We start from the raw sequence: 26,058 nt of genomic DNA, 5'->3' as shown, positions 1-26,058 counted from the left end.
GAACAACGCAGATCCCTGTGGGAGCCGGGCTTGCCCGCGATAGCGATCTTGAATTCAATACAAATCGACCGGATCGACATCCAGCGACCAACGCACCGCCCGCCCACTCGGCATCTGCTCCAAAATCAGCAGCCAACTGCTCAACAACCGATGCAACGGCGCCCGGGCCGTGGCCTGCAACAACAACTGTGCACGGTAGCGTCCGGCCCGGCGTTCCATCGGCGCCGGCACCGGCCCAAGCAACTCAATTCCGGTCAGATTCTGCTCGACCAGCAAACGCTCGGCCTCGCTGCACGCCTCATCGAGGAAGCCTTCGGCCTGCCCCGGTTTATGTGCTTCGGCCCGCAGCAGTGCGAGATGCGCAAACGGCGGCAGCCCTGCGGAGCGGCGTTCGCTCAACGCCTGTTCGGCAAAGGCGAAATAGCCCTGTTCGGTCAGTTGCACCAGCAGCGGATGGTCCGCCAGGTGCGTCTGGATAATCACTTTGCCCGGCTCTTCGGCCCGTCCTGCGCGCCCGGCGACCTGGACGATCAGCTGCGCCATACGTTCGCTGGCGCGAAAATCTCCGGAGAACAGTCCGCCGTCGGCATCGAGAATCGACACGAGGGTCACCCGTGGAAAGTGGTGCCCTTTGGCAAGCATCTGTGTGCCGACCAGAATGCATGGCTGGCCCTTCTGAATGGTGGCGAACAGTTGATTCATCGCGTCTTTGCGTGAAGTGCTGTCGCGGTCGACCCGCAGCACCGGCACGTCCGGAAACAGAATCCCCAGGCGCTCTTCGGCGCGCTCTGTACCGGCGCCTACGGGCCGCAAATCGACCTTCCCGCACTTCGGGCAATGCCGGGGCACTCGTTCGACGTAGCCACAATGGTGGCAACGCAGTTCGCCGGAGCGCTGGTGCACGGTCATTCGCGCGTCGCAGCGCTGACATTCAGACATCCAGCCGCAGTCATGGCAAAGCAGCGTCGGGGCGAACCCTCGGCGGTTGAGGAACACCAACACCTGCTGGCCGGCGGCGAGGGTCTGACCGATGGCTTGCTGCATTGGCCCGGAAATGCCGCTGTCCAGTGGACGACTTTTCACGTCCAGGCGCAGGAAGCGCGGTTGCTTCGCGCCACCGGCCCGCTCATTCAGGCGTAAGAGGCCGTAACGACCGGTGTAGGCGTTTTGCAGGCTCTCCAGCGAAGGCGTGGCGGAGCCAAGGACAATCGGGATGTTCTCCTGCCGGGCGCGGACCAGTGCCAGGTCGCGGGCGTGATAGCGCAAGCCTTCCTGCTGTTTATAAGAGCCGTCGTGCTCTTCATCAATGATGATCAGGCCGGGGTTCTTCATCGGCGTGAACAGTGCCGAACGGGTACCGATAATAATGTCGGCCTCGCCATCCCGTGCCGCCAGCCAGGCTTCCAGGCGTTCGCGGTCATTGACGGCGGAGTGGATCAGCGCGATGCGCGCATTGAAGCGCTGCTCGAATCGGGCCAGGGTTTGCGGGCCGAGGTTGATCTCCGGGATCAGCACCAGGGCTTGCTTGCCGGCCTCGAGGGTTTCGCGGATCAGCTGCAAATAGACTTCGGTCTTGCCGCTGCCGGTGACGCCGGCCAGCAGGAACGCGTGATAACTGTCGAATCCGGCGCGAATCGCCTCGTAAGCGGCGCGTTGCTCCGGGTTAAGCGGCAATTCCGGTTGCGCCAGCCAATGTTCGTGGCGCACACCGGGCGCGTGCTTGCGGATTTCGACTTGCACTAAATCCTTGGCCAGCAACAGATCGAGGCTGTCCTTGCTGAGCATCAGTTTGCTCAACAACTGATGAGCGACGCCGTGGGGGTGTTGGGCCAGAGTCGCCAGTGCTTCACGTTGTCGCGGGGCGCGGGTGATGCGCGGATCATCGAGGCTGGCGCCGGGCGCGGCGGACCAGAAGCGTTCCTGGCGTGCTTCGGCCAATTCGCCTTGTCGCAACAATACCGGCAGCGCCCAGCTCAACGTGTCGCCGAGGCTGTGCTGGTAATACTGAGAGGTCCACAGGCACAGTTTGAACAGCGCGGGGGGCAGCGGCGGCGTGGCGTCGAGCAGCGCCAGGGCGGGTTTGAGTTTTTCTGCCGGTACTTCGCTGGTGTCGGTGACCTCCACCAGAATCCCGATCATCTCCCGCCGACCGAACGGCACCCGCAAGCGCATGCCCGGGTGCAACTGGGCGCGCAGGATGCCGGCCGGGGCACGGTAATCGAACAGGCGGCGCAGGGGCGAAGGCAGGGCGAGGCGCAGAATGGCGTTGGGCACGCGATTGTTTTCTCGTTACTGGAGCGGTGAAGAAGGCCGGGAGCCTAGCAGACGACTGGTTTAAGCGACAGCTTGCGTGAATGGCATTGTCTGGTAGAATCCGCGGCCTAATTACGTGCGGTATTCAACAATGGTGTTGAGTGGCGGCACGCTAGCCTGAGGAATACATCATGAAAGCCGATATCCATCCAACATACGAAATCACCGCAGTTACCTGCAGCTGTGGCAACAAGTTCGAAACTCGTTCGAACCTGGCCAAGCCTCTGGCGATCGACGTATGCAACGAGTGCCACCCGTTCTACACCGGTAAGCAGAAGACTCTGGATACTGGCGGCCGTGTACAGCGCTTCGCAGACCGTTTCGGTGCTTTCGGCAAGAAAGCTCCAGCTGCTGCAGAGTAAGGTTGAAGGGCCCGATGGGCTTTTCCTTGCTGATAAAAAAGGCGTCCCTCGCGGGCGCCTTTTTTGTGTCCGCGATTTGGCTTTCCGGTGCCCAGGCCTTCTGCCCGGCGTCGAGCGGGCTGACGTCGGTCGCAGTGCAGCGGGTGGTAGATGGTGACACCTTGCGTCTGCGTGATGGTCGCAGCGTGCGCATGATCGGTTTGAATACGCCGGAGTTGGGCAAGCAGGGGCGTTCCGACGAACCGTTCGCCGTCGCTGCGCGCAAGCGCCTTGAAGCTCTGGTGGCCGCCAGCGACGGGCAGGTCGGTTTGCTGCCGGGTAAAGAAAGCAAAGACCATTACGGCCGGACCCTGGCCCATGTCTATGGCATCGATGGGGCTAACCTCGAAGCGCAGATGCTCGCCGAGGGCCTCGGTTTTCAAGTGGCGGTGGCGCCGAATGTCGATTTGGTCGCCTGCCAGCAAGCGGCCGAACGCAGTGCTCGTCGGGCCGGTCTCGGGCTGTGGCGACAATCACCTGTACTGAAAGCGAAGCAGATCAGCGCGTCCGGCTTCGCCCTGCTCAGCGGTCGTGTGAGCAAGGTTCAGCGCAATCGCGGCGGGGTTTGGATCGAGTTGCAGGATTCGGTTGTATTGCGGGTTGCACCCAATATGCTGGACCAATTCGATGTCGCATCGCTTGAAAAGCTCAAAGGCAAGCAAATCGAGGCTCGTGGCTGGGTGGTGGATCGTTCGCGCCGCGGAGGGTTGAAACCGGGGCAGGCGCGTTGGCTTCTGCCGCTGACCGATCCGGCAATGTTGCAGGCGGCACCGTAAGAAAAAATTGTAGACATTTTTCACGTTGATTGTGAACAGTCTATCCCTTGTGTTCCGTGGCTCTTGGCCCAAAGTCGTAGGGCCGGGCGCTTGACAGGGGTGACTGGTCAGTCTTGTGAGGACTTTGCGAGGCGAGTATCCTCGGCGGTCCGTCTGTCCAACAGTAAAAAGCGGAATGCCCCTATGTCTGATCTGAAAACTGCCGCTCTCGAATATCACGCCCATCCCCGTCCAGGGAAGCTGAGTGTCGAGCTCACCAAGGCCACCGCTACCGCCCGCGATCTGTCGCTGGCCTACAGCCCCGGCGTAGCCGAACCAGTACGCGAAATCGCCCGCGATCCTGAACTGGCCTACAAATACACCGGCAAGGGCAACCTGGTTGCAGTCATTTCCGATGGCACCGCGATTCTCGGCCTGGGTAACCTCGGCCCATTGGCTTCCAAGCCGGTCATGGAAGGTAAGGGCGTGCTGTTCAAGCGCTTCGCCGGCATCGACGTGTTCGACATCGAAGTCGACTCCGAAAGCCCGCAAGCCTTCATCGACACCGTCAAGCGTATCTCCATTACCTTCGGTGGCATCAACCTGGAAGACATCAAGGCACCTGAGTGCTTTGAGATCGAACGCGCTCTGATCGAGCAGTGCGACATTCCGGTATTCCACGATGACCAGCACGGCACCGCCATCGTTACTGCAGCCGGCATGATCAACGCCCTGGAAATCGCTGGCAAAACCCTGGCAGACGCCAAGATCGTCTGCCTGGGCGCCGGTGCGGCCGCTATCTCCTGCATGAAATTGCTGGTGAGCATGGGCGCCAACATCGAAAACATCTACATGGTTGACCGTACCGGCGTGATCCACTCCGGCCGTGACGACCTGAACCAGTACAAGGCTGTGTTCGCTCACGCGACCGAGAAGCGCACCCTGGCTGACGCACTGGAAGGCGCTGACGTGTTCGTTGGCCTGTCCGGCCCGAACCTGCTGAGTGCTGAAGGCCTGAAATCCATGGCGGCCAACCCGATCGTGTTCGCGTGCTCGAACCCGGATCCGGAAATCTCCCCGGAACTGGCTCACGCCACCCGTAACGACGTGATCATGGCCACCGGCCGTTCGGACTACCCGAACCAGGTCAACAACGTACTGGGCTTCCCGTTCATCTTCCGTGGTGCCCTGGACGTTCGCGCCAAGCGCATCAACGAAGAAATGAAAGTGGCTGCCGCCAACGCCCTGCGTGAACTGGCCAAGCTGCCAGTGCCTCAGGAAGTGTGCGACGCCTACGGCGGCATCAAGCTGGAATTCGGTCGTGAGTACATCATCCCGAAACCAATGGATGCCCGTCTGATCACCCTGATCTCCGATGCCGTGGCCAAGGCTGCGATCGAGACCGGTGTGGCGACCCTGCCGTATCCGAAGAACTACCCGCTGAAAAGCGTGGATGACGTGTTCAACGGCTAAGCCGTTGTAACGCTCAACCAAAAGCCCCGGCTCTCGCGAGTCGGGGCTTTTTTGTATCTGCGGGTTTGATCGTTCCCACGCAGAGCGTGGGAGCGATCGGCAGGCCAAAAAAAGCCCCGCATTTCTTTCGAGGGCGGGGCTTTTAAGTGTTGCTACACGATCAGAACAAATCGATCGGCGCCGCTTCATCCGCTGGCAGCGGGCTGCCCGGCGCATTGCCGTTGCTCAGCTCGTTAACCGACGGTGGTGTGTCTTCGGCCTTGAACAGTTCGAAGTAGGCGCCTGGCGTGCTTGGGGTGGCTGCACGGCCGCTGATCGGGTCGACGCGCAGGCTGAGAATGCCTTCCGGCTCCGCCTGGGTGTGAGGCGGCTTGTCTTTAAGGGCTGCCGCCATGTAGTTCATCCAGATCGGCAAGGCAACGGTGCCGCCGAACTCGCGTTTACCCAGGCTTTCCGGTTGGTCGAAGCCAGTCCAGACGGTGGTCACGTAATCGGCGTTGTAGCCGGAGAACCAGGCGTCCTTGGACTCGTTGGTAGTGCCGGTCTTGCCCGCGATGTCGCTGCGACCCAAGGCCAGCGCACGGCGGCCGGTGCCGAGTTTGATCACGTCCTCAAGCATGCTGTTGAGGATGTAGGTGGTGCGCCCATCGACGATGCGCTCGGCCACGGCTGGCGTTTGTGGCGCTGGCTGGGCGCTCGGCGCTTCGCCTGGGGTGGCGTTGACCGTGAAGGTGTTGGAGGCCGGTACGGCGATGCCATCGCTGGCTATGGCGCCTTTAGGAACACTCGGCGGGTTGGCGACGAATAGCGTGTCGCCGTTGCGGCTTTCGATCTTGTCGATGATGTACGGGGTGATCTTGTAGCCGCCGTTGGCGAAGGTGGCCCAGCCGGTGGCGATTTCCATTGGCGTCAGGGTCGCGGTACCCAAGGCCAGCGACAGGTTGCGCGGCAGGTCCTGCTTGTTGAAGCCGAACTTGCTGATGTAGTCGATGGTGCGGTCGACACCCAGCGCTTGCAGCAGGCGGATCGATACCAGGTTGCGCGACTTGTAGAGCGCTTCACGCATGCGGATCGGGCCGAGGAAGGTGTTGGTATCGTTCTTCGGGCGCCAGACCTTGTCCAGGTATTCGTCAACGAACACGATCGGGGCGTCGTTCACCAGGCTGGCGGCGGTGTAGCCGTTGTCCAGGGCGGCGCTGTAGACGAACGGCTTGAAGCTCGAGCCTGGCTGGCGCTTGGCCTGCATGGCGCGGTTGTAGTTGCTCTGCTCGAAGGCGAAACCGCCGACCAGCGAACGAATGGCACCGTTCTGCGGATCGAGGGAAACCAGTGCGCCTTGAGCCTGTGGAATCTGGCTGAATTTGAGCGAGCCGTCTGGCTGACGCTGCACGCGAATCAGATCACCGACCTGTGCGACATCCGACGGCTGCTTCGGATTGGCGCCCATGCTGTTGGTGTTCAGGAACGGACGAGCCCACTTCATGGTGTCCCAGGCGACATGCTCTTCGCCGGTACCCGTGCGGGTCAACACCTGCACGCCGTTCTTGTCGACCTGGGTCACGATCGCCGGTTCCAGGCCGCTGATGATTCGCTGTTTGGTCAACTCCTGGGTCCAGGCCTCTCGGGTCTTACCCGGCAGGCGTGACTCGGGGCCGCGATAACCGTGCCGTTGGTCGTAGGCCATCAAGCCTTCGTGAACCGCGGTGTTGGCCATCTCCTGCAAATTGCTCGGGACTGTGGTGGTGACACGAAAACCTTCGGTGTACGCATCGCTGCCATATCGGCCGACCATTTCGGCGCGGGCCATTTCGGCGACGTATGGCGCGTTCACTTCCGGTGTCGGCACATGGTAGCTGGCGTTCAGCGGCTCATTGATCGCAGTGGTGTAGTCGGCTTCGGTGATTTTTCCGAGCTTGTACATGCGCCCCAGGATCCAGTCGCGACGCTCCTTGCTGCGGGTCGGATTGGCCAGCGGGTTGAAGCGAGACGGGGCTTTTGGCAGGCCGGCGATCATCGCCATCTGCGCCAGGCTCACGTCACGAATCGACTTGCCGTAATAGACCTGCGCTGCTGCCTCGATGCCGTAGGCGCGGTTGCCCAGATAGATCTTGTTGACATACAGCTCGAGAATCTCGTCCTTGGTCAACTGCCGTTCGATCTGCAGGGCCAAGAGGATTTCGGTGGTTTTGCGCGAGAAGCTGCGCTCGCTGGTCAGGAAGAAGTTCTTCGCCACCTGCATGGTGATGGTGCTGCCGCCGGACTGAATGTGTCCGCTCTTTACCAGCTGGGTAGCGGCACGCATCAGGCTGCTGGGATCGACGCCGTAGTGGTTGGCGAAATTGTCGTCTTCAGCACTTAGTAACGCATTGATGAAATTGGGGGGAATGTCGGCGAAACGGATCGGAGTACGGCGCATTTCGCCAAATTCTGCGATCAACTTGTTGTCGCTGCTGTACACCCGCAAAGGAATCTGCAACTGAATACTTCTCAGCGCCTCCACGGACGGCAATCCGGGGCTAAGGTAAAGAAAAGCGCCGCTCAGACTCAGGAGCAGTCCGCAGAAAACGGCGACGACGGACCAACCGAAAAATTTCAGCAGACGAATCAAGGCTTTTGGATATCCAGGGTAAAAAATGAATTAGGCATCAGGGGTTCAGGCTATACAGAAAATGACCCGCGCTTGCAGTGAAAGCGGAAAAAACGCTCAGCATTATAAGCATTTTTCCTTCGGGGGCGTCATTTGCGCTTCTGTCAAGACGGAGGGTATTGAACGCAATGGATATTACAGAGTCCGTAACTCACGGATAGTCATAGGGAATTGGTAGTGCTAGGACTCTTCAATAAAAAAGCCAATACGCTTCTGGGGATCGACATCAGCTCCACGTCGGTGAAGCTACTGGAGCTAAGTCGCCAAGGCGACCGGTACCGGGTCGAGGCCTATGCGGTCGAGCCGCTGCCTGCCAGCGCGGTGGTCGAGAAAAATATCGCCGAGCTCGAAGGGGTGGGGCAGGCTCTTGCGCGGGTGCTATCCAAGGCCAAAACCAACCTCAGGAACGTTGCCGTGGCTGTGGCCGGTTCGGCGGTGATCACCAAAACCATCGAGATGGACGCCGGTCTTTCCGACGACGAGATGGAAAACCAGCTGAAGATCGAGGCCGATCAATACATTCCTTATCCACTGGACGAAGTGGCAATCGATTTCGAAGTGCAAGGCGTGTCGGCGCGCAATCCCGAGCGGGTCAATGTGCTGCTGGCGGCCTGTCGCAAGGAAAACGTGGAGGTCCGTGAAGCGGCCTTGGCTCTGGCCGGGCTGACTGCACGAGTGGTCGACGTCGAAGCCTATGCCCTGGAGCGATCGTTCGGCCTGCTGGCCACCCAGTTGGCCGCTTCTCAGGAGCGTCTGACCGTGGCGGTGGTCGATATCGGCGCCACCATGACCACCCTGAGCGTGCTGCACAACGGGCGGATCATCTACACCCGCGAACAATTGTTCGGGGGCCGTCAACTGACGGAAGAGATCCAGCGTCGTTATGGCCTGACGGTCGAGCAGGCGGGGTTGGCAAAGAAGCAGGGCGGTTTGCCGGACGATTACGTGAGTGAGGTCTTGCAGCCGTTTCGTGATGCGTTAGTGCAACAGGTGTCGCGATCGCTGCAGTTTTTCTTTGCCTCCGGCCAATACAACTCGGTCGATCACATCCTCCTGGCTGGCGGTACCGCTTCGGTCCCCGGGCTTGATCGGTTGATCGAACAGCGATTGGGGACGCCGACTCAGGTCGCCAATCCATTCTCCAACATGACCCTGAGCAGCAAGGTCAACGCGGGTGCCCTGGCGAGCGACGCTCCGGCACTGATGATCGCCTGCGGGCTGGCCCTCAGGAGTTTCGACTGATGGCGCGGATCAATCTTTTACCCTGGCGTGAAGAGTTGCGCGAAGGGCGTCGCAAACGCTTTTTGCTGGCATTGGTCGGTGTTCTGGTGGGGTCAGTGGGAGCGCTGCTCATCGCGGACCAAGTCATTGAAAGCGCGATTAATCGGCAAGTCGCTCGTAACGATTACATCAGCAAGCAGATTGCCGTGGTCGACGAGCGGATCAAGCAAATCAGCGACTTGAAAGCCCGTCGACAGCAACTCGTGGAGCGCATGCACATTATTCAGGACCTGCAAGGCAACCGGCCGATCAGCGGGAGGATTTTCGATCAGTTGGCGCGTACTTTGCCGGACGGGGTTTATTTCACCCAAGTGAAAATGGTCGGCAAAACCGTGTCCATCACCGGCGCTGCGGAATCCAACAATCGTGTTTCGGATCTGATGCGTAATCTTGATGCCTCCGACTGGTTCGATGCGCCCAACCTCACGGAAGTCAAAGCGACCACCGCCGGTCAGCTGGATCAGGCCAATGTTTTTCAGTTGACCGTCCGTCAGACCCAGCCCGCCATTGTGGGGGGCGCTAAATGAAGCTGTCTGAATGGTTCGAAGGATTACGCCAGATCGACATCAACGATCTGGACACCAACAACATGGGTTCCTGGCCACCGGCGATCAAAGTCCTGGCGAGTGTCCTGCTGATGGTTCTGGTCCTGGCCCTGGGCTACAGCTTTTTGATCAGTGACCTGCAAAACCACTTGGAACTCAGACGCGAGGAAGAGTCGACGCTCAGGGAGCAATTCGCGACCAAGGCCCATATGGCGGCGAATCTGGAGCTGTATACCCAGCAGATGAAGGAAATGGAGAACTCCTTCGGCGTGCTATTACGGCAATTGCCCAGCGACACCGAAGTGCCCGGCCTGCTGGAGGACATCACCCGCACCGGCCTGGGCAGCGGCCTGGAGTTCGAAGAAATCAAGCTGCTCCCGGAGGTCACCCAGCAGTTCTATATCGAGCTCCCTATCCGGATCACCGTCACCGGCGCTTATCACGACCTGGCTACTTTCGTCAGCGGCGTGGCCGGGCTGCCGCGGATCGTCACCCTGCATGACTTCGACCTGGCGCCGGCCAATCCCGACGGCGGTCCGAAGTTGCGCATGAGCATCCTTGCCAAGACCTATCGCTACAACGACAAGGGGTTGCAGAAATGAGCCCGATTCGTTACCTGTCGATGATTATGTGCCTGGTCATCCTGGCCGGTTGTGGCGGTGACAGTGATTTCAGTGACCTGGACGCCTACCTGAATGAAGTGCGCCTGCGTGCACCCGGCAAGATTGAACCAACGCCGACATTCCAGTCTTACCCGACATTCACCTACAACGCTGCCAATCTGCGTAGCCCGTTCTCCCGGCAGGTCAGAGTCGATCTGGCCGGCCAGAAACACGGCTCGCGTAACGTCAAGCCCGACCCCAATCGGGTCAAGCAGTACCTCGAAGGTTTCAACATCGAGCAATTTGAAATGGTCGGCACGATCTCCAATGCAACTGGCTCCTTTGCGCTGTTGCGCGGGGCGGGCGGCGTGCATCGGCTGAAAGTTGGCGATTACCTGGGGCGTAACGATGGGCGGATCGTCGCCATCAGCGGTTCGCAAGTCGACGTGGTCGAAATCGTTCCCGATGGTGAAGGTGCCTGGCTGGAACGGCCGCGAACCATCCCTTTGAAAGAGCACTCATAGTGGAACTCGAATAATGAACAGGATTTTCTCAACCTTCGGTATTTCGCTATGGATAGCGTTTCTGTCGCCGATGGTAGTGGCGGCCAACCTCAAAGCGCTGGACGTCGCCGCGCTGCCCGGTGACCGTGTCGAGTTGAAGTTGTCGTTCGATGGGCCGCCCCCGCAGCCCCACGGTTACACGACAGAGCAGCCTGCGCGGATTGCGCTGGACCTGCCGGGGGTCACCAGTCAGCTGACGAACAAGAATCGGGATCTGGGCGGCGGCAATGCCCGTAGCGCCACGGTGGTGGAGGCCAAGGACCGTACTCGGCTGATCATCAGCCTGACTCAATTGACTCCATATAACACCCGCCTCGAAGGCAACAATCTATTCGTGGTTGTCGGGCAAAATGCCGGTAGCAAGGCGCCCAAACCGGCCGTCAGCGCACCGCGCGCAACCACTGCGACGCCAGCGCCCCCCAAGGTCAATGCGCCCATGGGTAAAGCCATCCGGGGCGTGGATTTCCAGCGCGGCACCCAGGGTGAGGGCAATGTGGTCATTGATCTGTCGGATCCGTCCATCGCCCCGGACATCCAGGAGCGCGATGGCAAAATCATCGTCGGTTTCACCAAGACCCAACTGCCTGAACGGTTGCGTGTACGCCTCGACGTCAAGGATTTCGCCACGCCGGTGCAATTCGTCAATGCCAGCGTCACGGGTGATCGGGCCACCATCAGCATCGAGCCCAGCGGCGCTTTCGATTATTCGACCTATCAGACCGACAACAAACTGACCGTCAGCATCCGACCGATGACTGTCGATGACCTGCAAAAGCGCAATACCGAACGCTTTGCCTACACCGGCGAAAAACTCTCGCTGAATTTCCAGGACATTGATGTGCGCTCGGTGCTGCAACTGATCGCCGACTTCACCAACCTCAATCTGGTGGCCAGCGACACGGTGCAGGGCGGCATAACGTTGCGCCTGCAGAACGTGCCATGGGATCAGGCGCTGGACCTGGTGTTGAAAACCAAAGGTCTGGATAAACGCAAAATCGGCAACGTCCTGTTGGTGGCACCGGCCGATGAAATCGCCGCCCGGGAGCGCCAGGAACTGGAGTCACAGAAGCAGATCGCTGAACTGGCGCCTCTGCGTCGCGAGCTGTTGCAGGTCAACTACGCCAAGGCGGCCGATATCGCCAAGCTGTTCCAGTCGGTGACCAGCGCCGAAGCGAAAGTCGATGAGCGAGGATCCATCACAGTCGATGAGCGGACCAACAACATCATTGCCTACCAGACCCAGGATCGTCTCGACGAGCTGCGTCGCATTGTTGCGCAGCTGGATATTCCAGTGCGTCAGGTGATGATCGAGGCGCGCATCGTCGAGGCCAACGTCGATTACGACAAAAGCCTTGGCGTGCGATGGGGTGGTTCGGTGCAGAAGGGCAACTGGAACACGTCCGGGGTCAACGGCTCTTCCACCACCATTGGTACGCCGGGCAGCACCAGTACCAATTCGCCGTTCGTCGATCTGGGGACGTCTGCCAATACCTCGGGGATAGGCATTGCCTTCATTACCGACAATGTGCTGCTGGACCTTGAGCTTTCAGCCATGGAGAAAACCGGCAACGGGGAAATCGTCTCGCAGCCCAAGGTGGTCACGTCCGACAAGGAAACCGCGAAAATCCTCAAGGGCACCGAGATTCCCTATCAGGAAGCCAGTTCCAGCGGCGCCACCTCGGTGTCGTTCAAGGAGGCTTCGCTGTCCCTGGAAGTGACCCCGCAGATCACGCCGGACAATCGCATCATCATGGAGGTCAAGGTCACCAAGGACGAACCGGACTACCTGAACAAAGTGCAGGATGTACCGCCGATCAAGAAAAACGAGGTCAACGCCAAGGTGTTGGTTAACGACGGCGAGACCATCGTCATTGGTGGGGTTTTCTCAAATACTCAGAGCAAGGTTGTAGATAAGGTGCCATTTCTCGGTGATGTGCCGTATCTTGGCCGCCTTTTCCGGCGTGACGTGGTTTCGGAGAAAAAATCCGAGCTGCTGGTATTTCTCACTCCGCGTATCATGAACAATCAGGCGATTGCTGTGAGTCATTGATTCTGTGCGAAATTTGATTCTTGTTGGACCGATGGGGGCTGGAAAAAGCACCATCGGCCGTTTGCTGGCCAAAGAGCTGCGCCTGCCGTTCAAAGATTCCGATAAGGAAATTGAATTGCGCACGGGCGCCAATATCCCGTGGATTTTCGATAAGGAAGGCGAGCCGGGCTTTCGCGACCGCGAGCAGGCGATGATTGCCGAGCTGTGCGCGTTCGACGGCGTGGTATTGGCGACCGGTGGCGGCGCCGTAATGCGCGAAGCCAATCGTCGAGCGCTGCACGCCGGTGGTCGGGTGGTCTATCTGCATGCGTCTGTCGAGCAGCAGGTCGGCCGAACGGCTCGCGACCGCAATCGCCCGCTGTTGCGCACCGCCGACCCGGCGAAGACCCTGCGGGACTTGCTGGCGATCCGTGACCCGCTGTATCGGGAAATCGCCGACCTGGTGGTGGAAACCGATGAGCGGCCACCGCGGATGGTGGTGCTCGATATTCTCGACCGCTTGCAGCAACTACCTCCCCGTTAATGCGTGGCCCGAAATGCGCTATCCTCGGCGTCCTGTCGCAGCCGCTCAAGGTTGTGGCGGCTGGCTACCGAACGGCGTCACACCAGCAGACGCCATGGAATTCGTAAACTCAAGGCAGGACGCCTGATTCCATCTTCACTGTGGGGACACATGCAGACACTCAAGGTCGATCTAGGCGAGCGCAGCTACCCGATTCATATTGGCGAAGGTTTGTTGGATCAGCCTGAGCTGCTGGTCCCGCATATCCGCGGACGGCAAGTAGCGATCATCTCCAACGAAACCGTTGCGCCGCTCTATCTCGAACGTCTGACCCGCAGCCTCGCGCAGTTCTCGGTGATTTCCGTGGTGCTGCCCGACGGCGAAGCCTTCAAGACCTGGGAAACCCTGCAACTGATTTTCGACGGCCTGCTGACTGCACGGCACGATCGCCGCACCACGGTAATCGCCCTCGGTGGCGGCGTGATCGGTGACATGGCCGGTTTTGCTGCCGCCTGCTACCAGCGTGGCGTCGATTTCATCCAGATACCGACCACATTGTTGTCGCAAGTCGACTCCTCGGTGGGCGGCAAGACCGGGATCAATCACCCGCTGGGCAAAAACATGGTCGGCGCCTTCTATCAGCCCAACGTGGTGCTGATCGATACCGCCACCCTCAACACCCTGCCGCCCCGCGAACTGTCCGCCGGGCTGGCGGAAGTCATCAAATACGGGCTGATCTGCGACGAGCCATTCCTGACCTGGCTCGAAGCAAACGTCGATCGCCTGCGAGCGCTGGACCAGACCGCCCTGACTTACGCCATCGAACGCTCCTGCTCGGCCAAGGCTGCGGTGGTCGGTGCCGACGAGAAAGAGACGGGTGTGCGTGCCACGTTGAACCTGGGCCACACCTTCGGCCACGCGATCGAAACCCATATGGGCTATGGTGTCTGGCTTCATGGTGAAGCAGTCGCCGCTGGCACCGTAATGGCTTTGGAAATGTCTGCGCGCCTGGGCTGGATCAGCGAACAGGAACGTGATCGCGGTATTCGTCTGTTCCAGCGTGCCGGCCTGCCGGTCATTCCGCCGGAAGAGATGACCGAAGCCGATTTTCTCGAACACATGGCAATTGACAAGAAAGTGATCGACGGTCGTTTGCGCCTGGTGCTGCTGCGCCACATGGGCGAAGCAGTGGTGACCGACGATTATCCGAAAGAGGTTTTACAGGCCACGCTGGGAGCGGATTACCGTGCCCTGGCTCAGCTTAAAGGTTAATAAGATCCCGATGACTAGTTTGCATGCCGACGAGGCTTTCCTCGGCCATTACCAGTTAAGTCATGACCCTTTCGCTCCACGGGTGCCTGGCTTCAAATTTTTCCCGGCCCAGCGCAAACCGGTGCTGGGGCAACTGCATCATCTGGCCCGTTACAGCCAGTTGTTGCTGGTGGTCACTGGCCCTCAAGGCAGCGGCAAAACCCTGTTGCGTCAGGCCCTGGTGGCCAGCACCAACAAACAGTCAGTGCAGAGCGTGGTGGTTTCCGCCCGTGGCGCCGGCGATGCAGCGGGTGTGCTGCGTCAGGTGGCTCAGGCGCTGAACGTCGAACAGGTCGAAATTGGCGCGATCCTGGACCAGGTGGTACAGCTTGCCCTTACAGGGCAGGAAGTCTATTTGCTGGTGGATGATGCCGAGCAACTCGACGAGTCCGCGCTGGAGGCCTTGCTGGCTTTGGCCGCTGGTGCGTCGGAAGGTCGCCCGCACGTGTTCCTGTTCGGTGAGTCGTCGCTGATTGCCCAACTTGAAGCGCTGAGCCTCGAGGAAGAGCGCTTCCACGTCATCGAATTGCAGCCCTACACGGAAGAAGAAACCCGCGAATATCTGGATCAGCGTCTTGAGGGCGCCGGCCGGGGTATCGAACTTTTCACCGCGGATCAGATCTCTGATATTCACGAAAGCTCCGACGGTTGGCCTGGCAACATCAATCAGGTCGCCCGCGATGCAATGATCGAAGCCATGATTGCCAGCCGCTCAGCGGTCAAGCGTCCAAGTATGGGGTTCAACATGCCGAAGAAACACGTATTGGCGATTTCCGCCGTAGTCGTGGTCGCGGTAGCCGCCGCCTGGTTGATGCCGGGTCGCAGCAAGGCACCGACCACCGGCGCGCCTGCCAACGAACAGGCGCAACTGCCACTGGGGCAGGGTGCGCCACAATCTGACGGCAGCGGCGCTCCCGCCGTGGAGTTCGCCGGTAATTCGCAACCGATGCCATTGCCGTTGGTCGGTAATTCGCAGCCAGTCATGCGCGGGCCACTGGCCGAAGCGGCCGGTGGCATCACCGAAGGCGATGACGGCGTGCCGGTGGAAGGCTCCAGCGCTACACCGCCAACCGTGACCACGACTGCGCCGCCTGCCGGCATCCAGCCGGGCCCTGCGCCAACGCCCGCCGCCAAACCGGTTCCAGCGCCGACTCAGGTCGCGACAGCCAAGCCAGCGCCTGCACCTGTTGCCAAACCGGCTCCAGCGCCCGCCAAGCCGGCCGCTGCCGCCAAACCTGTCGAGAAGCCAGTCACTGTGGCCAAAGCCGCCGGTGGCAGCTGGTACGCAGGCCAGGCGCCGGGTAACTACGTGGTGCAAATCCTGGGCACCAGCTCCGAATCGGCCGCCCAGAGCTTCGTCAAAGAGCAGGGCGGCGAGTACCGTTATTTCAAGAAAGTGCTCAACGGCAAGCCGCTTTACGTCATCACCTACGGTAGCTTCGCCAACCGCGATGCAGCCGTTACCGCCATCAAGGCCTTGCCAGCGAAGGTTCAGGCTGGTAAACCTTGGCCTCGCACTGTCGCCAGCGTCCAACAGGAACTGGCAACAACTCGCTGAAGATTCGGCGGCCTTACCCAGGCCGCCTCTCCAAGCACCTCAAAATTTCTGCAAGCGCATGCCGTCTCTACAGACCGCGTGCCTTGTGGTGTCTGCGTCACAGTGGTCTTTGAGTCGTTGCGGTCAAAATTAAAAAAGTTTTGACTAGCACAGCATATCGCTTTAAACCTTTCACAAATGCGACATAGATTTGCGACAGTTCGTCGTCAAATTTGTGAGCCTCGGTGTCGGTGTGTACAATGACCTCCCTTTTGCCCCCGCAAAGCTGGCGTACGTTCGGCGTGGATGGTAACTGGCTGAATTGAAAAGAAATTTGCCTCGATAAGAGGCAGCCTGGTGAGAAAGTGTCTATGAAAGCAGGTCTGTACCAACCAGATGAATTCAAGGATAACTGCGGTTTCGGCCTGATAGCCCATATGCAGGGCGAGCCCAGTCATACCCTTTTGCAAACGGCCATTGAGGCCCTGACCTGCATGACCCACCGCGGTGGGATCAACGCCGACGGCAAGACCGGTGACGGTTGCGGTCTGCTGATTCAAAAGCCGGATGTATTCCTGCGTGCAATTGCCCAGGAAACCTTCGGCGTCGAACTGCCCAAGCAATACGCTGTGGGCATGGTCTTCTTCAACCAGGACCCGGTCAAAGCCGAAGCCGCTCGCGAGAACATGAACCGCGAGATCCTGGCTGAAGGCCTGACTCTGGTCGGCTGGCGCAAAGTGCCGATCGACACCAGCGTCCTCGGCCGCCTGGCCCTCGAACGCCTGCCGCAGATCGAACAAGTGTTCATCGGTGGTGAAGGCCTGAGCGATCAGGACATGGCGATCAAGCTGTTCAGCGCCCGTCGTCGTTCGTCCGTGGCCAACGCCGCCGACGTCGATCACTACATCTGCAGCTTTTCCCACAAGACCATCATTTATAAAGGCCTGATGATGCCGGCGGATTTGACCGCCTTCTATCCAGACCTGAGCGACCAGCGCCTGCAAACCGCAATCTGCGTGTTCCACCAGCGCTTCTCCACCAACACCCTGCCGAAATGGCCGCTGGCGCAGCCGTTCCGCTTCCTCGCCCACAACGGCGAGATCAACACCATCACCGGCAACCGCAACTGGGCTCAGGCCCGTCGCACCAAGTTCACCAACGATCTGATGGATCTGGAAGAACTCGGCCCGCTGGTGAACCGGGTAGGTTCCGACTCCTCCAGCATGGACAACATGCTCGAGCTGATGGTCACCGGTGGCATCGACCTGTTCCGTGGCGTGCGGATGATCATTCCGCCTGCGTGGCAGAACGTCGAAACCATGGACCCGGATCTGCGTGCGTTCTACGAATACAACTCGATGCACATGGAACCGTGGGACGGCCCGGCCGGCGTGGTCATGACCGATGGTCGCTACGCGGTGTGCCTGCTCGACCGTAACGGTCTGCGTCCGGCGCGTTGGGTCACCACCAAGAACGGCTTCATTACCCTGGCCTCGGAAATCGGTGTCTGGAACTACCAGCCTGAAGACGTGATCGCCAAGGGCCGCGTTGGCCCGGGCCAGATCTTTGCCGTGGACACCGAAACCGGTCAGATCCTCGACACCGATGCCATCGACAACCGCTTGAAGTCCCGTCATCCGTACAAGCAATGGCTGCGCAAGAATGCCCTGCGCATCCAGGCGACCATGGAAGACAACGACCACGGTTCGGCGTTCTACGACGTTGATCAGCTCAAGCAGTACATGAAGATGTACCAGGTCACGTTCGAAGAGCGCGACCAGGTGCTGCGTCCGCTCGGCGAGCAAGGCTACGAAGCTGTCGGCTCGATGGGTGACGACACGCCGATGGCCGTGCTGTCCCAGCGCGTGCGCACGCCGTACGACTATTTCCGTCAGCAGTTCGCGCAGGTGACCAACCCGCCGATCGACCCGCTGCGCGAAGCCATCGTCATGTCGCTGGAAGTCTGCCTCGGCGCCGAGCGCAACATCTTCCAGGAATCGCCGGAACACGCCTCGCGCGTGATTCTCAGCTCGCCGGTCGTTTCCCCGGCCAAGTGGCGTTCGCTGATGAACCTCGATCGTCCAGGCTTTGAACGCCAGATCATCGACCTCAACTACGACGAGAGCATTGGCCTCGAAGCGGCGGTGCGCAATGTTGCCGATCAGGCTGAAGAAGCCGTTCGCGCCGGTCGCACCCAGATTGTACTGAGTGACCGTCACATCGCCCCGGGCAAGTTGCCGATCCACGCTTCGCTCGCCACCGGCGCGGTGCATCATCGCCTGACCGAAAAAGGCCTGCGTTGCGACTCCAACATTCTCGTTGAGACCGCCACTGCGCGCGATCCGCACCACTTCGCGGTGTTGATCGGTTTCGGCGCCTCTGCCGTTTATCCTTTCCTGGCCTACGAAGTGCTGGGCGACCTGATCCGAACCGGTGAAGTGCTGGGCGACCTCTATGAGGTGTTCAAGAACTACCGCAAAGGCATCACCAAAGGCCTGCTCAAGATCCTGTCGAAGATGGGTATCTCGACCATCACGTCGTATCGCGGAGCACAATTGTTCGAAGCGATCGGCCTGTCCGAAGAAGTCTGCGACCTGAGCTTCCGTGGTGTGCCAAGCCGCATCAAGGGCGCGCGTTTCGTCGACATCGAAGCCGAGCAGAAAGCCCTGGCGGCCGAAGCCTGGAGCCCGCGCAAGCCGATCCAGCAAGGCGGCCTGCTGAAGTTCGTCCACGGTGGCGAATATCACGCCTACAACCCGGACGTGGTCAGCACCCTGCAAGCCGCTGTGCAGCAGGGCGACTACAGCAAGTTCAAGGAATACACGGCGCTGGTGGACAATCGTCCGGTGTCGATGATCCGCGACCTGTTCAAGGTCAAGACCCTGGATACGCCGCTGGACATCAGCGAGATCGAACCGCTGGAATCGGTGCTCAAGCGCTTCGACTCCGCGGGCATCTCTTTGGGTGCATTGTCGCCGGAAGCCCACGAAGCCCTGGCTGAAGCCATGAACCGCCTCGGTGCGCGTTCCAACTCCGGCGAAGGCGGCGAAGACCCGGCGCGCTACGGCACCATCAAGAGCTCGAAAATCAAGCAAGTCGCCACTGGCCGTTTCGGTGTGACCCCGGAATACCTGGTTAACGCTGAAGTGCTTCAGATCAAAGTCGCTCAGGGCGCCAAGCCCGGCGAAGGTGGTCAGCTGCCAGGCGGCAAGGTCAATGGTCTGATCGCCAAGCTGCGTTACGCGGTGCCGGGTGTGACCCTGATTTCGCCTCCGCCGCACCACGACATCTATTCGATCGAAGACTTGTCGCAGCTGATTTTCGACCTGAAACAAGTCAACCCGAAGGCGCTGGTCTCGGTGAAGCTGGTTGCAGAAGCGGGCGTCGGCACCATCGCGGCCGGTGTGGCCAAGGCCTACGCGGACTTGATCACCATCTCCGGCTACGACGGCGGCACCGGTGCATCGCCACTGACCTCGATCAAATACGCGGGCGCACCGTGGGAACTCGGCCTGGCCGAAACCCATCAGACCCTGCGCGGCAACGACTTGCGCGGCAAGGTCCGGGTGCAGACCGACGGTGGCCTGAAAACCGGCCTCGACGTGATCAAGGCAGCGATCCTCGGCGCTGAAAGCTTCGGCTTCGGCACCGCGCCAATGATCGCCCTGGGCTGCAAATACCTGCGTATTTGCCACCTGAACAACTGCGCCACCGGCGTTGCGACTCAAAACGAGAAGCTGCGCAAGGATCACTACATCGGCACCGTCGACATGGTGGTGAATTTCTTCACCTACGTCGCCGAAGAAACCCGTGAGTGGCTGGCCAAGCTGGGCGTGCGCTCCCTCGAAGAGCTGATCGGTCGTACCGATCTGCTGGAAATCCTCGAAGGCCAGACCGCCAAGCAGAATCACCTGGACCTGACTCCGTTGCTCGGCAGCGATCACATCCCGGCAGACAAGCCTCAATTCTGCCAAGTCGATCGCAACCCGCCGTTCGACAAAGGCCTGCTGGCCGAGAAAATGGTCGACCTCGCCACTTCGGCCATCAACGACATGAGCGGCGCCGATTTCGCCCTGGATATCTGCAACTGCGACCGTTCCATCGGCGCGCGGATCTCCGGTGAAATTGCTCGCAAGCACGGCAACCAGGGCATGGCCAATGCGCCAATCACCTTCCGCTTCAAAGGCACGGCGGGTCAGAGCTTCGGTGTGTGGAACGCCGGCGGTCTGAACATGTACCTGGAAGGCGATGCCAACGACTACGTCGGCAAAGGCATGACCGGCGGCAAGCTGGTCATCGTTCCGCCGAAGGGCAGCATCTACAAGACTCAGGACAGCGCCATTATCGGCAACACCTGCCTGTATGGCGCCACCGGGGGCAAGCTGTTCGCCGCCGGTACCGCGGGCGAGCGTTTCGCGGTGCGTAACTCCGGTGCTCACACCGTCGTGGAAGGCACGGGCGATCACTGCTGCGAGTACATGACCGGTGGTTTCGTCTGCGTGCTGGGCAAGACCGGTTACAACTTCGGCTCAGGCATGACCGGCGGTTTCGCCTACGTGCTCGACCAGGACAACACCTTCGTTGACCGGGTCAACCACGAACTGGTGGAAATCCAGCGGATCAGCGGTGAGGCGATGGAAGCCTATCGCAGCCATTTGCAACGCGTGCTGAACGAATACGTCGAGGAAACCGACAGCGAGTGGGGTCGTAACCTCGCTGAAAACCTCGATGACTATCTGCGTCGTTTCTGGCTGGTCAAGCCCAAGGCTGCCAACCTGAAATCGTTGCTTTCCAGCACCCGTGCCAACCCGCAGTGATATGCGCCTGAAGAGTTTGATGAGGTTTTAACAATGGCTGAACGTCTGAATAACGACTTCCAGTTCATCGATGTCGGGCGCAAAGATCCGAAGAAGAAACTGTTGCGTCAACGCAAGAAAGAGTTCGTGGAAATCTACGAACCCTTCAAACCCCAGCAGTCGGCCGACCAGGCCCACCGCTGCCTGGGTTGCGGTAACCCGTACTGCGAATGGAAGTGCCCGGTGCACAACTTCATTCCGAACTGGCTGAAGCTGGTGGCCGAGGGCAACATCCTGCAGGCCGCCGAGTTGTCGCACCAGACCAACACCCTGCCGGAAGTCTGCGGCCGGGTTTGCCCCCAGGATCGTCTGTGCGAGGGGGCCTGCACCCTTAACGACGGTTTTGGTGCGGTGACCATTGGTTCGGTCGAGAAGTACATCACCGACACCGCGTTTGCCATGGGCTGGCGTCCGGACATGTCCAAGGTCAAGCCGACCGGCAAGCGTGTCGCGGTGATCGGCGCGGGCCCTGCCGGCCTGGGCTGTGCCGACGTGCTGGTGCGCGGCGGCGTGACTCCGGTGGTGTTCGACAAGAACCCGGAAATCGGCGGTTTGCTGACCTTCGGCATCCCCGAGTTCAAGCTGGAAAAGACCGTGCTGAGCAATCGCCGCGAAGTCTTCACCGGCATGGGCATCGAGTTCCGCCTGAACACCGAAATCGGCAAGGACGTGACCATCGAGCAACTGCTCGAAGAATACGATGCCGTGTTCATGGGTATGGGCACCTACACCTACATGAAGGGCGGCTTTGCCGGTGAAGATCTGCCGGGCGTGTATGACGCGCTGGATTTCCTGATCGCCAACGTCAACCGCAACCTGGGCTTTGAAAAGTCGCCGGAAGATTTCGTCGACATGAAAGGCAAGAAGGTCGTGGTACTGGGTGGCGGCGACACGGCGATGGACTGCAACCGTACTTCGATTCGTCAGGGCGCCAAGTCGGTGACCTGTGCCTATCGTCGTGACGAAGCGAACATGCCGGGCTCGCGCAAAGAGGTGAAGAACGCCAAGGAAGAAGGCGTGAAATTCCTCTACAACCGCCAGCCGATCGCTATCGTCGGTGAAGACCGCGTCGAAGGCGTGAAGGTGGTCGAGACCCGTCTCGGCGAACCGGACGCCCGTGGCCGTCGCAGCCCCGAGCCGATCCCGGGTTCCGAAGAGATCATCCCGGCCGACGCCGTGGTCATCGCCTTCGGTTTCCGTCCAAGCCCGGCGTCTTGGTTCGAGCAGTTCAGCATCCAGACCGACAGCCAGGGCCGCGTTGTGGCCCCGGAACAAGGCCAGTACAAGCACCAGACCAGCAACCCGAAAATCTTCGCCGGTGGCGACATGGTGCGCGGTTCCGATCTGGTGGTAACGGCGATCTTCGAAGGGCGCAATGCTGCGGAAGGGATCCTGGATTACCTGGGCGTTTAACCCTCCACTGATCGTTCCCACGCTCTGCGTGGGAATGCAGCACGGGACGCTCCGCGTCCCAAAGGCGTGACGCAGAGCGTCACAGGAGGCGTTACCACGCAGAGCGTGGGAACGATCTTTCGGTGCCGAAACCGCGACAAATTGACCCGATAGACAAAAGGAACGGCTCTTGCCGTGCCTTTTGCGTCGCGCTCTGAGAAAATGCCCGCACTTTTTTTCCGGATGCCGACATGACTGCCCTGAAGAACGACCGTTTCCTTCGCGCCCTGCTCAAGCAACCCGTAGACGTCACCCCCGTGTGGATGATGCGTCAGGCCGGTCGCTACCTGCCTGAATACCGCGCCAGCCGTGCCAAGGCCGGTGACTTCATGAGCTTGTGCATGAACCCGGCGTTCGCTTGCGAAGTCACGATGCAGCCGCTTGACCGCTATCCGCAACTGGACGCGGCGATCCTCTTCTCCGACATCCTGACCATCCCCGATGCCATGGGCCAGGGCCTGTACTTCGAGACCGGTGAAGGGCCGCGCTTCAAAAAAGTCATCAGCACCCTGGCCGACATCGAAGCTCTGCCGATTCCTGATCCGCACAAAGACCTCGGCTACGTCATGGACGCGGTCAGCACCATCCGTCGCGAACTGAACGGCCGCGTGCCGCTGATCGGCTTCTCCGGCAGCCCATGGACCCTGGCCACCTACATGGTCGAAGGCGGCTCGTCGAAAGACTTCCGCAAGACCAAGGCCATGCTCTACGACAACCCGCAAGCCATGCACTTGCTGCTGGATAAACTCGCGCAGTCGGTCACCAGCTACCTCAACGGCCAGATCATGGCCGGCGCGCAAGCGGTGCAGATCTTCGACACCTGGGGCGGTAATCTCTCGGCGGCGGCGTACCAGGAGTTCTCCTTGGCCTACATGCGCAAAATCGTCAGCGGCCTGATCCGCGAGCACGAAGGCCGCAAAGTGCCGGTCATCCTGTTCACCAAGAACGGCGGCCTGTGGCTGGAAAGCATCGCTGACGCTGGCGCTGATGCGTTGGGCCTGGATTGGACCTGCGACATTGGCGAAGCCCGCCAACGCGTCGGCAGCAAAGTCGCCCTGCAAGGCAACATGGACCCGACCGTGCTTTACGCCAAGCCAGAAGCCATTCGCACCGAAGTCGGCCGCATCCTCGCCAGCTACGGCAAAGGCAGCGGCCACGTGTTCAACCTCGGCCATGGCATCACGCCGGAAGTCGACCCAGAACATGCTGGTGCGTTCCTGCGTGCGGTGCATGAACTGTCGGCGCAGTATCACGAGTGATCGCAACCCGATAAAAAACGCCCGGCTTATGCCGGGCGTTTTTGTTTGTGGTTCAGAAAATGAGAAGTGGATGCAGTTCATTGTGGGAGCGGGCTTGCCCGCGATGGCGTCATTTCTTACAGCACATGTGCTGGACCGACCATCGCTATCGCGGGCAAGCCCGCTCCCACGGGGGTTGTGCGTCACGCTTTAAAATTTTCCAACGGCGGCAACTTCGCCAGCTTCAACGCCACCAGCAGCGCAATCACCAACAACCCACCAATAAACAGCCCGATCCCGTTCCAGCCACCCCAGTGCCAGGCCACACCGCCCGCCGTACCCGCGATACTCGACCCGGCGTAATAGCTGAACAGGTACAGCGACGACGCCTGCCCTCTGGCCTTGATCGCACGCCGACCAATCCAGCTACTGGCCACCGAATGCGCACCGAAGAAGCCGAAGGTAAAGATCAGCATGCCGAGAATCACCAGCGGTAACGGCGTGAACATGGTCAGGGCGATGCCCGCGAGCATGATCACGATGGTTGCCCAGAGCACTTTGCGTCGGCCGAGTTGGTCGGCCAGGGCGCCGATTTTCGCCGAGCTGTAGATGCCCGACAGGTACACCACCGAGAGCAGCCCGACGAAGGCTTGGTCCATGTGATACGGCTCGGCCAGCAAGCGATAACCGATGTAGTTGAACAGCGTGACGAACGCGCCCATCAGCACGAAAGCCTCGATAAACAACAGCGGCAGGCCGGCGTCGCGAAAGTGCATGGTGAAGCCATCCAGCAAGCTGCGCGGATGCAGTGAGCGGGCGCGGAAGTTGCGCGATTCCGGGAGGATTTTCCAGAACACCGCTGCGGCAATCAGCGCCAGGCCACCGATGACCAGCATCGCCGTGTGCCAGCTGACGAAGTCGATCAATACCCCGACGATCAACCGTCCGCACATGCCGCCGATGGCGTTGCCAGCGATGTACAAGCCCATGGCCAAGCCAAGGTGCTGCGGATGGATTTCTTCGCTCAGGTAAGTCATCGCGACCGCCGCCAGACCGCTCAACGACAGCCCCACCAGCGCCCGCATCACCAGCACGCCTTGCCAGCTCGGGATCATTGCGCTGGCCATGGTGCAGAGAGCGGCGGCGAACAGCGCGGCGACCATCACCGGTTTACGCCCGATGCGATCAGAGATGGGGCCGGTGATCAGCAAGCCGATGGCGAGCATTCCGGTGGCCACTGACAGGATCAGGCTGCTCTGGGCTGCGTTGATGGAAAACTCGTGGGACAGCAGCGGCATCATCGGCTGCACGCAGTAGAGCAGGGCAAAGGTCGCGAAACCGCCGGAGAACAGCGCCAGCACCGTGCGCATGAACATCGGCGTGCCTTTTTCGATGTAGATCTCGCTGAGCTCAGTGACGACATCATCCACGGAGGGCGGAATTTCATGGGCGAGTGGGGCGACAGCAGTTTTCACTTCGGACCTCGGAGGGGCGCAGCCGGTCAGGCAATGAAAAAATCATATAGCCGCCTAATGATTCAATCCAATATATTGTTCGACCTGTTTGATAGGTTTAGCGACCTAATGGAGTTTTCATGGAATTGCGCCACCTGCGCTACTTCATCGCCGTCGCCGAAGAACTGCATTTCGGCCGCGCCGCTCAGGTGCTGGGCATCTCGCAACCGCCCCTGAGCCAGCAGATTCAGGCGCTGGAGCAGGAGGTCGGTGCGCGGCTTTTCGAGCGTACCAATCGTCGGGTCGAACTCAGTGAGGCCGGTCGGCTGTTTCTGGAGGAAGCGCGATTGGTACTGGCTCAGGTCGACAAAGCGGCGGATGTGGCGCGGCGGGCACAACTCGGTGAGTTGGGTGAGCTGAAAATCGGCTTCACCTCGTCGGCCCCGTTCAACTCGACCATTCCTCAGGCGATCTTTTCGTTTCGGCAGCGTTTCCCGGCGGTACACCTGAACCTGCGGGAAATGAGCAGCACCCAAGTGGCTGATGCGCTGGTTGATGAGTCGATTGAAGTCGGCATCATGCGACCACTGGGGTTGCCGGATTCGCTCAGCGTGGTGGAACTGATGCGCGAGCCTCTGGTGGCGGTGCTCAGCTCCAAGCACCCTTTAGTGACCGATAGCGAGGAAGGCTTGTTTCTGTCAGCTCTGGCGCTCGAACCATTCGTATTTTTCCCACGCAGTTATGGCAGTGGTCTGTACGCACAATTACTCAGTCTGGCGCGAGATGCCGGCTTCAGCCCTCACTTCGCCCAGGAGGCTGGCGAGGCGATGACGATTATCGGATTGGTGGCGGCAGGTTTGGGGGTGTCGGTGTTGCCGGCGTCGTATCAGCGGATGCGTATTGATGGCGTGGTCTACCGCCCGTTGCTCGATCCGGAAGCGGTGTCGGCGGTGTGGCTGGTGCAGCGCAAGGATCAGAAGTCGCCGATGGCCAGGGCGTTTGTGGAGTTGTTGACGCGTAAGGTTGAGCCGTTAATGCCATGACTGCGAGTGTCCGAAAGAGGGACATTTCAGGTTAC

18 protein-coding genes are annotated in these 26,058 nt (G+C 60.2%); 15 read left to right on the top strand and 3 right to left on the bottom strand.

Going from position 1 to position 26,058, the window contains the following annotated elements; genetic code table 11:
* Positions 1-54: 54 nt before the first annotated feature.
* On the bottom strand, positions 55-2,274 hold the full coding sequence (locus tag MMG91_RS09865; protein ID WP_310659474.1) for a primosomal protein N': 2,220 nt from the start codon (positions 2,272-2,274) through the stop codon (positions 55-57).
* Between the two features lie 170 nt (positions 2,275-2,444).
* Here MMG91_RS09865 and rpmE point away from each other — a divergent pair, with 170 nt between their 5' ends.
* The 3 genes from rpmE (at position 2,445) to MMG91_RS09850 (ending at position 4,942) form a co-directional block, all read left to right on the top strand.
* The gene (gene rpmE / locus MMG91_RS09860) at positions 2,445-2,675 is read left to right on the top strand and encodes a 50S ribosomal protein L31 (RefSeq protein WP_007899231.1); all 231 of its coding nucleotides are present in this window, start codon (positions 2,445-2,447) and stop codon (positions 2,673-2,675) included.
* Between the two features lie 14 nt (positions 2,676-2,689).
* Positions 2,690-3,490 (top strand): thermonuclease family protein, encoded by an 801-nt coding sequence (locus tag MMG91_RS09855; protein ID WP_310659473.1) that lies wholly within the window; start codon positions 2,690-2,692, stop codon positions 3,488-3,490.
* A gap of 183 nt (positions 3,491-3,673) precedes the next feature.
* Complete coding sequence (locus MMG91_RS09850; protein WP_007899225.1) at positions 3,674-4,942, top strand: malic enzyme-like NAD(P)-binding protein; 1,269 nt, start codon at positions 3,674-3,676, stop codon at positions 4,940-4,942.
* Between the two features lie 160 nt (positions 4,943-5,102).
* On the opposite strand, the gene MMG91_RS09845 is transcribed toward MMG91_RS09850, so the two are convergent.
* Entirely contained in the window at positions 5,103-7,547 is a 2,445-nt protein-coding gene (locus tag MMG91_RS09845; protein WP_405046530.1) for a penicillin-binding protein 1A, read from the bottom strand.
* A gap of 219 nt (positions 7,548-7,766) precedes the next feature.
* Between MMG91_RS09845 and MMG91_RS09840 the strand changes: the two genes are divergently transcribed.
* The 11 genes from MMG91_RS09840 to hemE all read left to right on the top strand — a co-directional run bounded on the left by MMG91_RS09840 (position 7,767) and on the right by hemE (position 23,547).
* Entirely contained in the window at positions 7,767-8,831 is a 1,065-nt protein-coding gene (locus MMG91_RS09840) for a pilus assembly protein PilM (RefSeq protein ID WP_253546967.1), read from the top strand.
* Positions 8,831-9,397, top strand: a complete 567-nt coding sequence (locus MMG91_RS09835) for a PilN domain-containing protein (RefSeq protein WP_310659471.1) — start codon at positions 8,831-8,833, stop codon at positions 9,395-9,397. Before MMG91_RS09840 ends, MMG91_RS09835 begins: the two co-directional genes overlap by 1 nt.
* A complete protein-coding gene (pilO, locus tag MMG91_RS09830; RefSeq protein WP_305504169.1) occupies positions 9,394-10,017 on the top strand; it encodes a type 4a pilus biogenesis protein PilO in 624 nt (207 codons plus the stop codon). Before MMG91_RS09835 ends, pilO begins: the two co-directional genes overlap by 4 nt.
* Positions 10,014-10,541, top strand: a complete 528-nt coding sequence (locus MMG91_RS09825) for a pilus assembly protein PilP (protein ID WP_305447880.1) — start codon at positions 10,014-10,016, stop codon at positions 10,539-10,541. Before pilO ends, MMG91_RS09825 begins: the two co-directional genes overlap by 4 nt.
* A 13-nt stretch (positions 10,542-10,554) precedes the next feature.
* Complete coding sequence (gene pilQ, locus MMG91_RS09820) at positions 10,555-12,630, top strand: type IV pilus secretin PilQ (RefSeq protein ID WP_310659470.1); 2,076 nt, start codon at positions 10,555-10,557, stop codon at positions 12,628-12,630.
* A gap of 4 nt (positions 12,631-12,634) precedes the next feature.
* Positions 12,635-13,153: a shikimate kinase AroK gene (gene aroK / locus MMG91_RS09815; RefSeq protein ID WP_201121330.1), complete on the top strand. Its 519-nt coding sequence runs from the start codon at positions 12,635-12,637 to the stop codon at positions 13,151-13,153.
* A gap of 150 nt (positions 13,154-13,303) precedes the next feature.
* The gene (aroB, locus tag MMG91_RS09810; RefSeq protein WP_310659469.1) at positions 13,304-14,404 is read left to right on the top strand and encodes a 3-dehydroquinate synthase; all 1,101 of its coding nucleotides are present in this window, start codon (positions 13,304-13,306) and stop codon (positions 14,402-14,404) included.
* 10 nt (positions 14,405-14,414) lie between these two features.
* Positions 14,415-16,001, top strand: a complete 1,587-nt coding sequence (locus MMG91_RS09805; RefSeq protein ID WP_305447883.1) for an SPOR domain-containing protein — start codon at positions 14,415-14,417, stop codon at positions 15,999-16,001.
* Between the two features lie 350 nt (positions 16,002-16,351).
* Positions 16,352-20,797, top strand: a complete 4,446-nt coding sequence (gltB, locus tag MMG91_RS09800) for a glutamate synthase large subunit (protein WP_310659468.1) — start codon at positions 16,352-16,354, stop codon at positions 20,795-20,797.
* 33 nt (positions 20,798-20,830) lie between these two features.
* On the top strand, positions 20,831-22,249 hold the full coding sequence (locus MMG91_RS09795) for an FAD-dependent oxidoreductase (RefSeq protein ID WP_048396075.1): 1,419 nt from the start codon (positions 20,831-20,833) through the stop codon (positions 22,247-22,249).
* A gap of 230 nt (positions 22,250-22,479) precedes the next feature.
* Positions 22,480-23,547, top strand: coding sequence for a uroporphyrinogen decarboxylase (hemE, locus tag MMG91_RS09790; protein WP_052965076.1), 1,068 nt, complete (start codon positions 22,480-22,482; stop codon positions 23,545-23,547).
* Positions 23,548-23,729: 182 nt separating this feature from the next.
* Here the strand turns inward: hemE and MMG91_RS09785 are convergent, their stop codons facing one another.
* Entirely contained in the window at positions 23,730-25,001 is a 1,272-nt protein-coding gene (locus tag MMG91_RS09785) for an MFS transporter (protein ID WP_310659467.1), read from the bottom strand.
* Between the two features lie 119 nt (positions 25,002-25,120).
* Here MMG91_RS09785 and MMG91_RS09780 point away from each other — a divergent pair, with 119 nt between their 5' ends.
* Positions 25,121-26,023 (top strand): LysR substrate-binding domain-containing protein, encoded by a 903-nt coding sequence (locus MMG91_RS09780; RefSeq protein ID WP_310659466.1) that lies wholly within the window; start codon positions 25,121-25,123, stop codon positions 26,021-26,023.
* Positions 26,024-26,058 lie beyond the last annotated feature (35 nt).

This window comes from Pseudomonas sp. JL3 (genome assembly GCF_031570575.1).
Lineage (GTDB): Bacteria > Pseudomonadota > Gammaproteobacteria > Pseudomonadales > Pseudomonadaceae > Aquipseudomonas > Aquipseudomonas cucumis.
The sequence above is the reverse complement of the archived record's forward strand: the minus strand, read 5'-3'. Positions and strand labels throughout refer to the sequence as shown.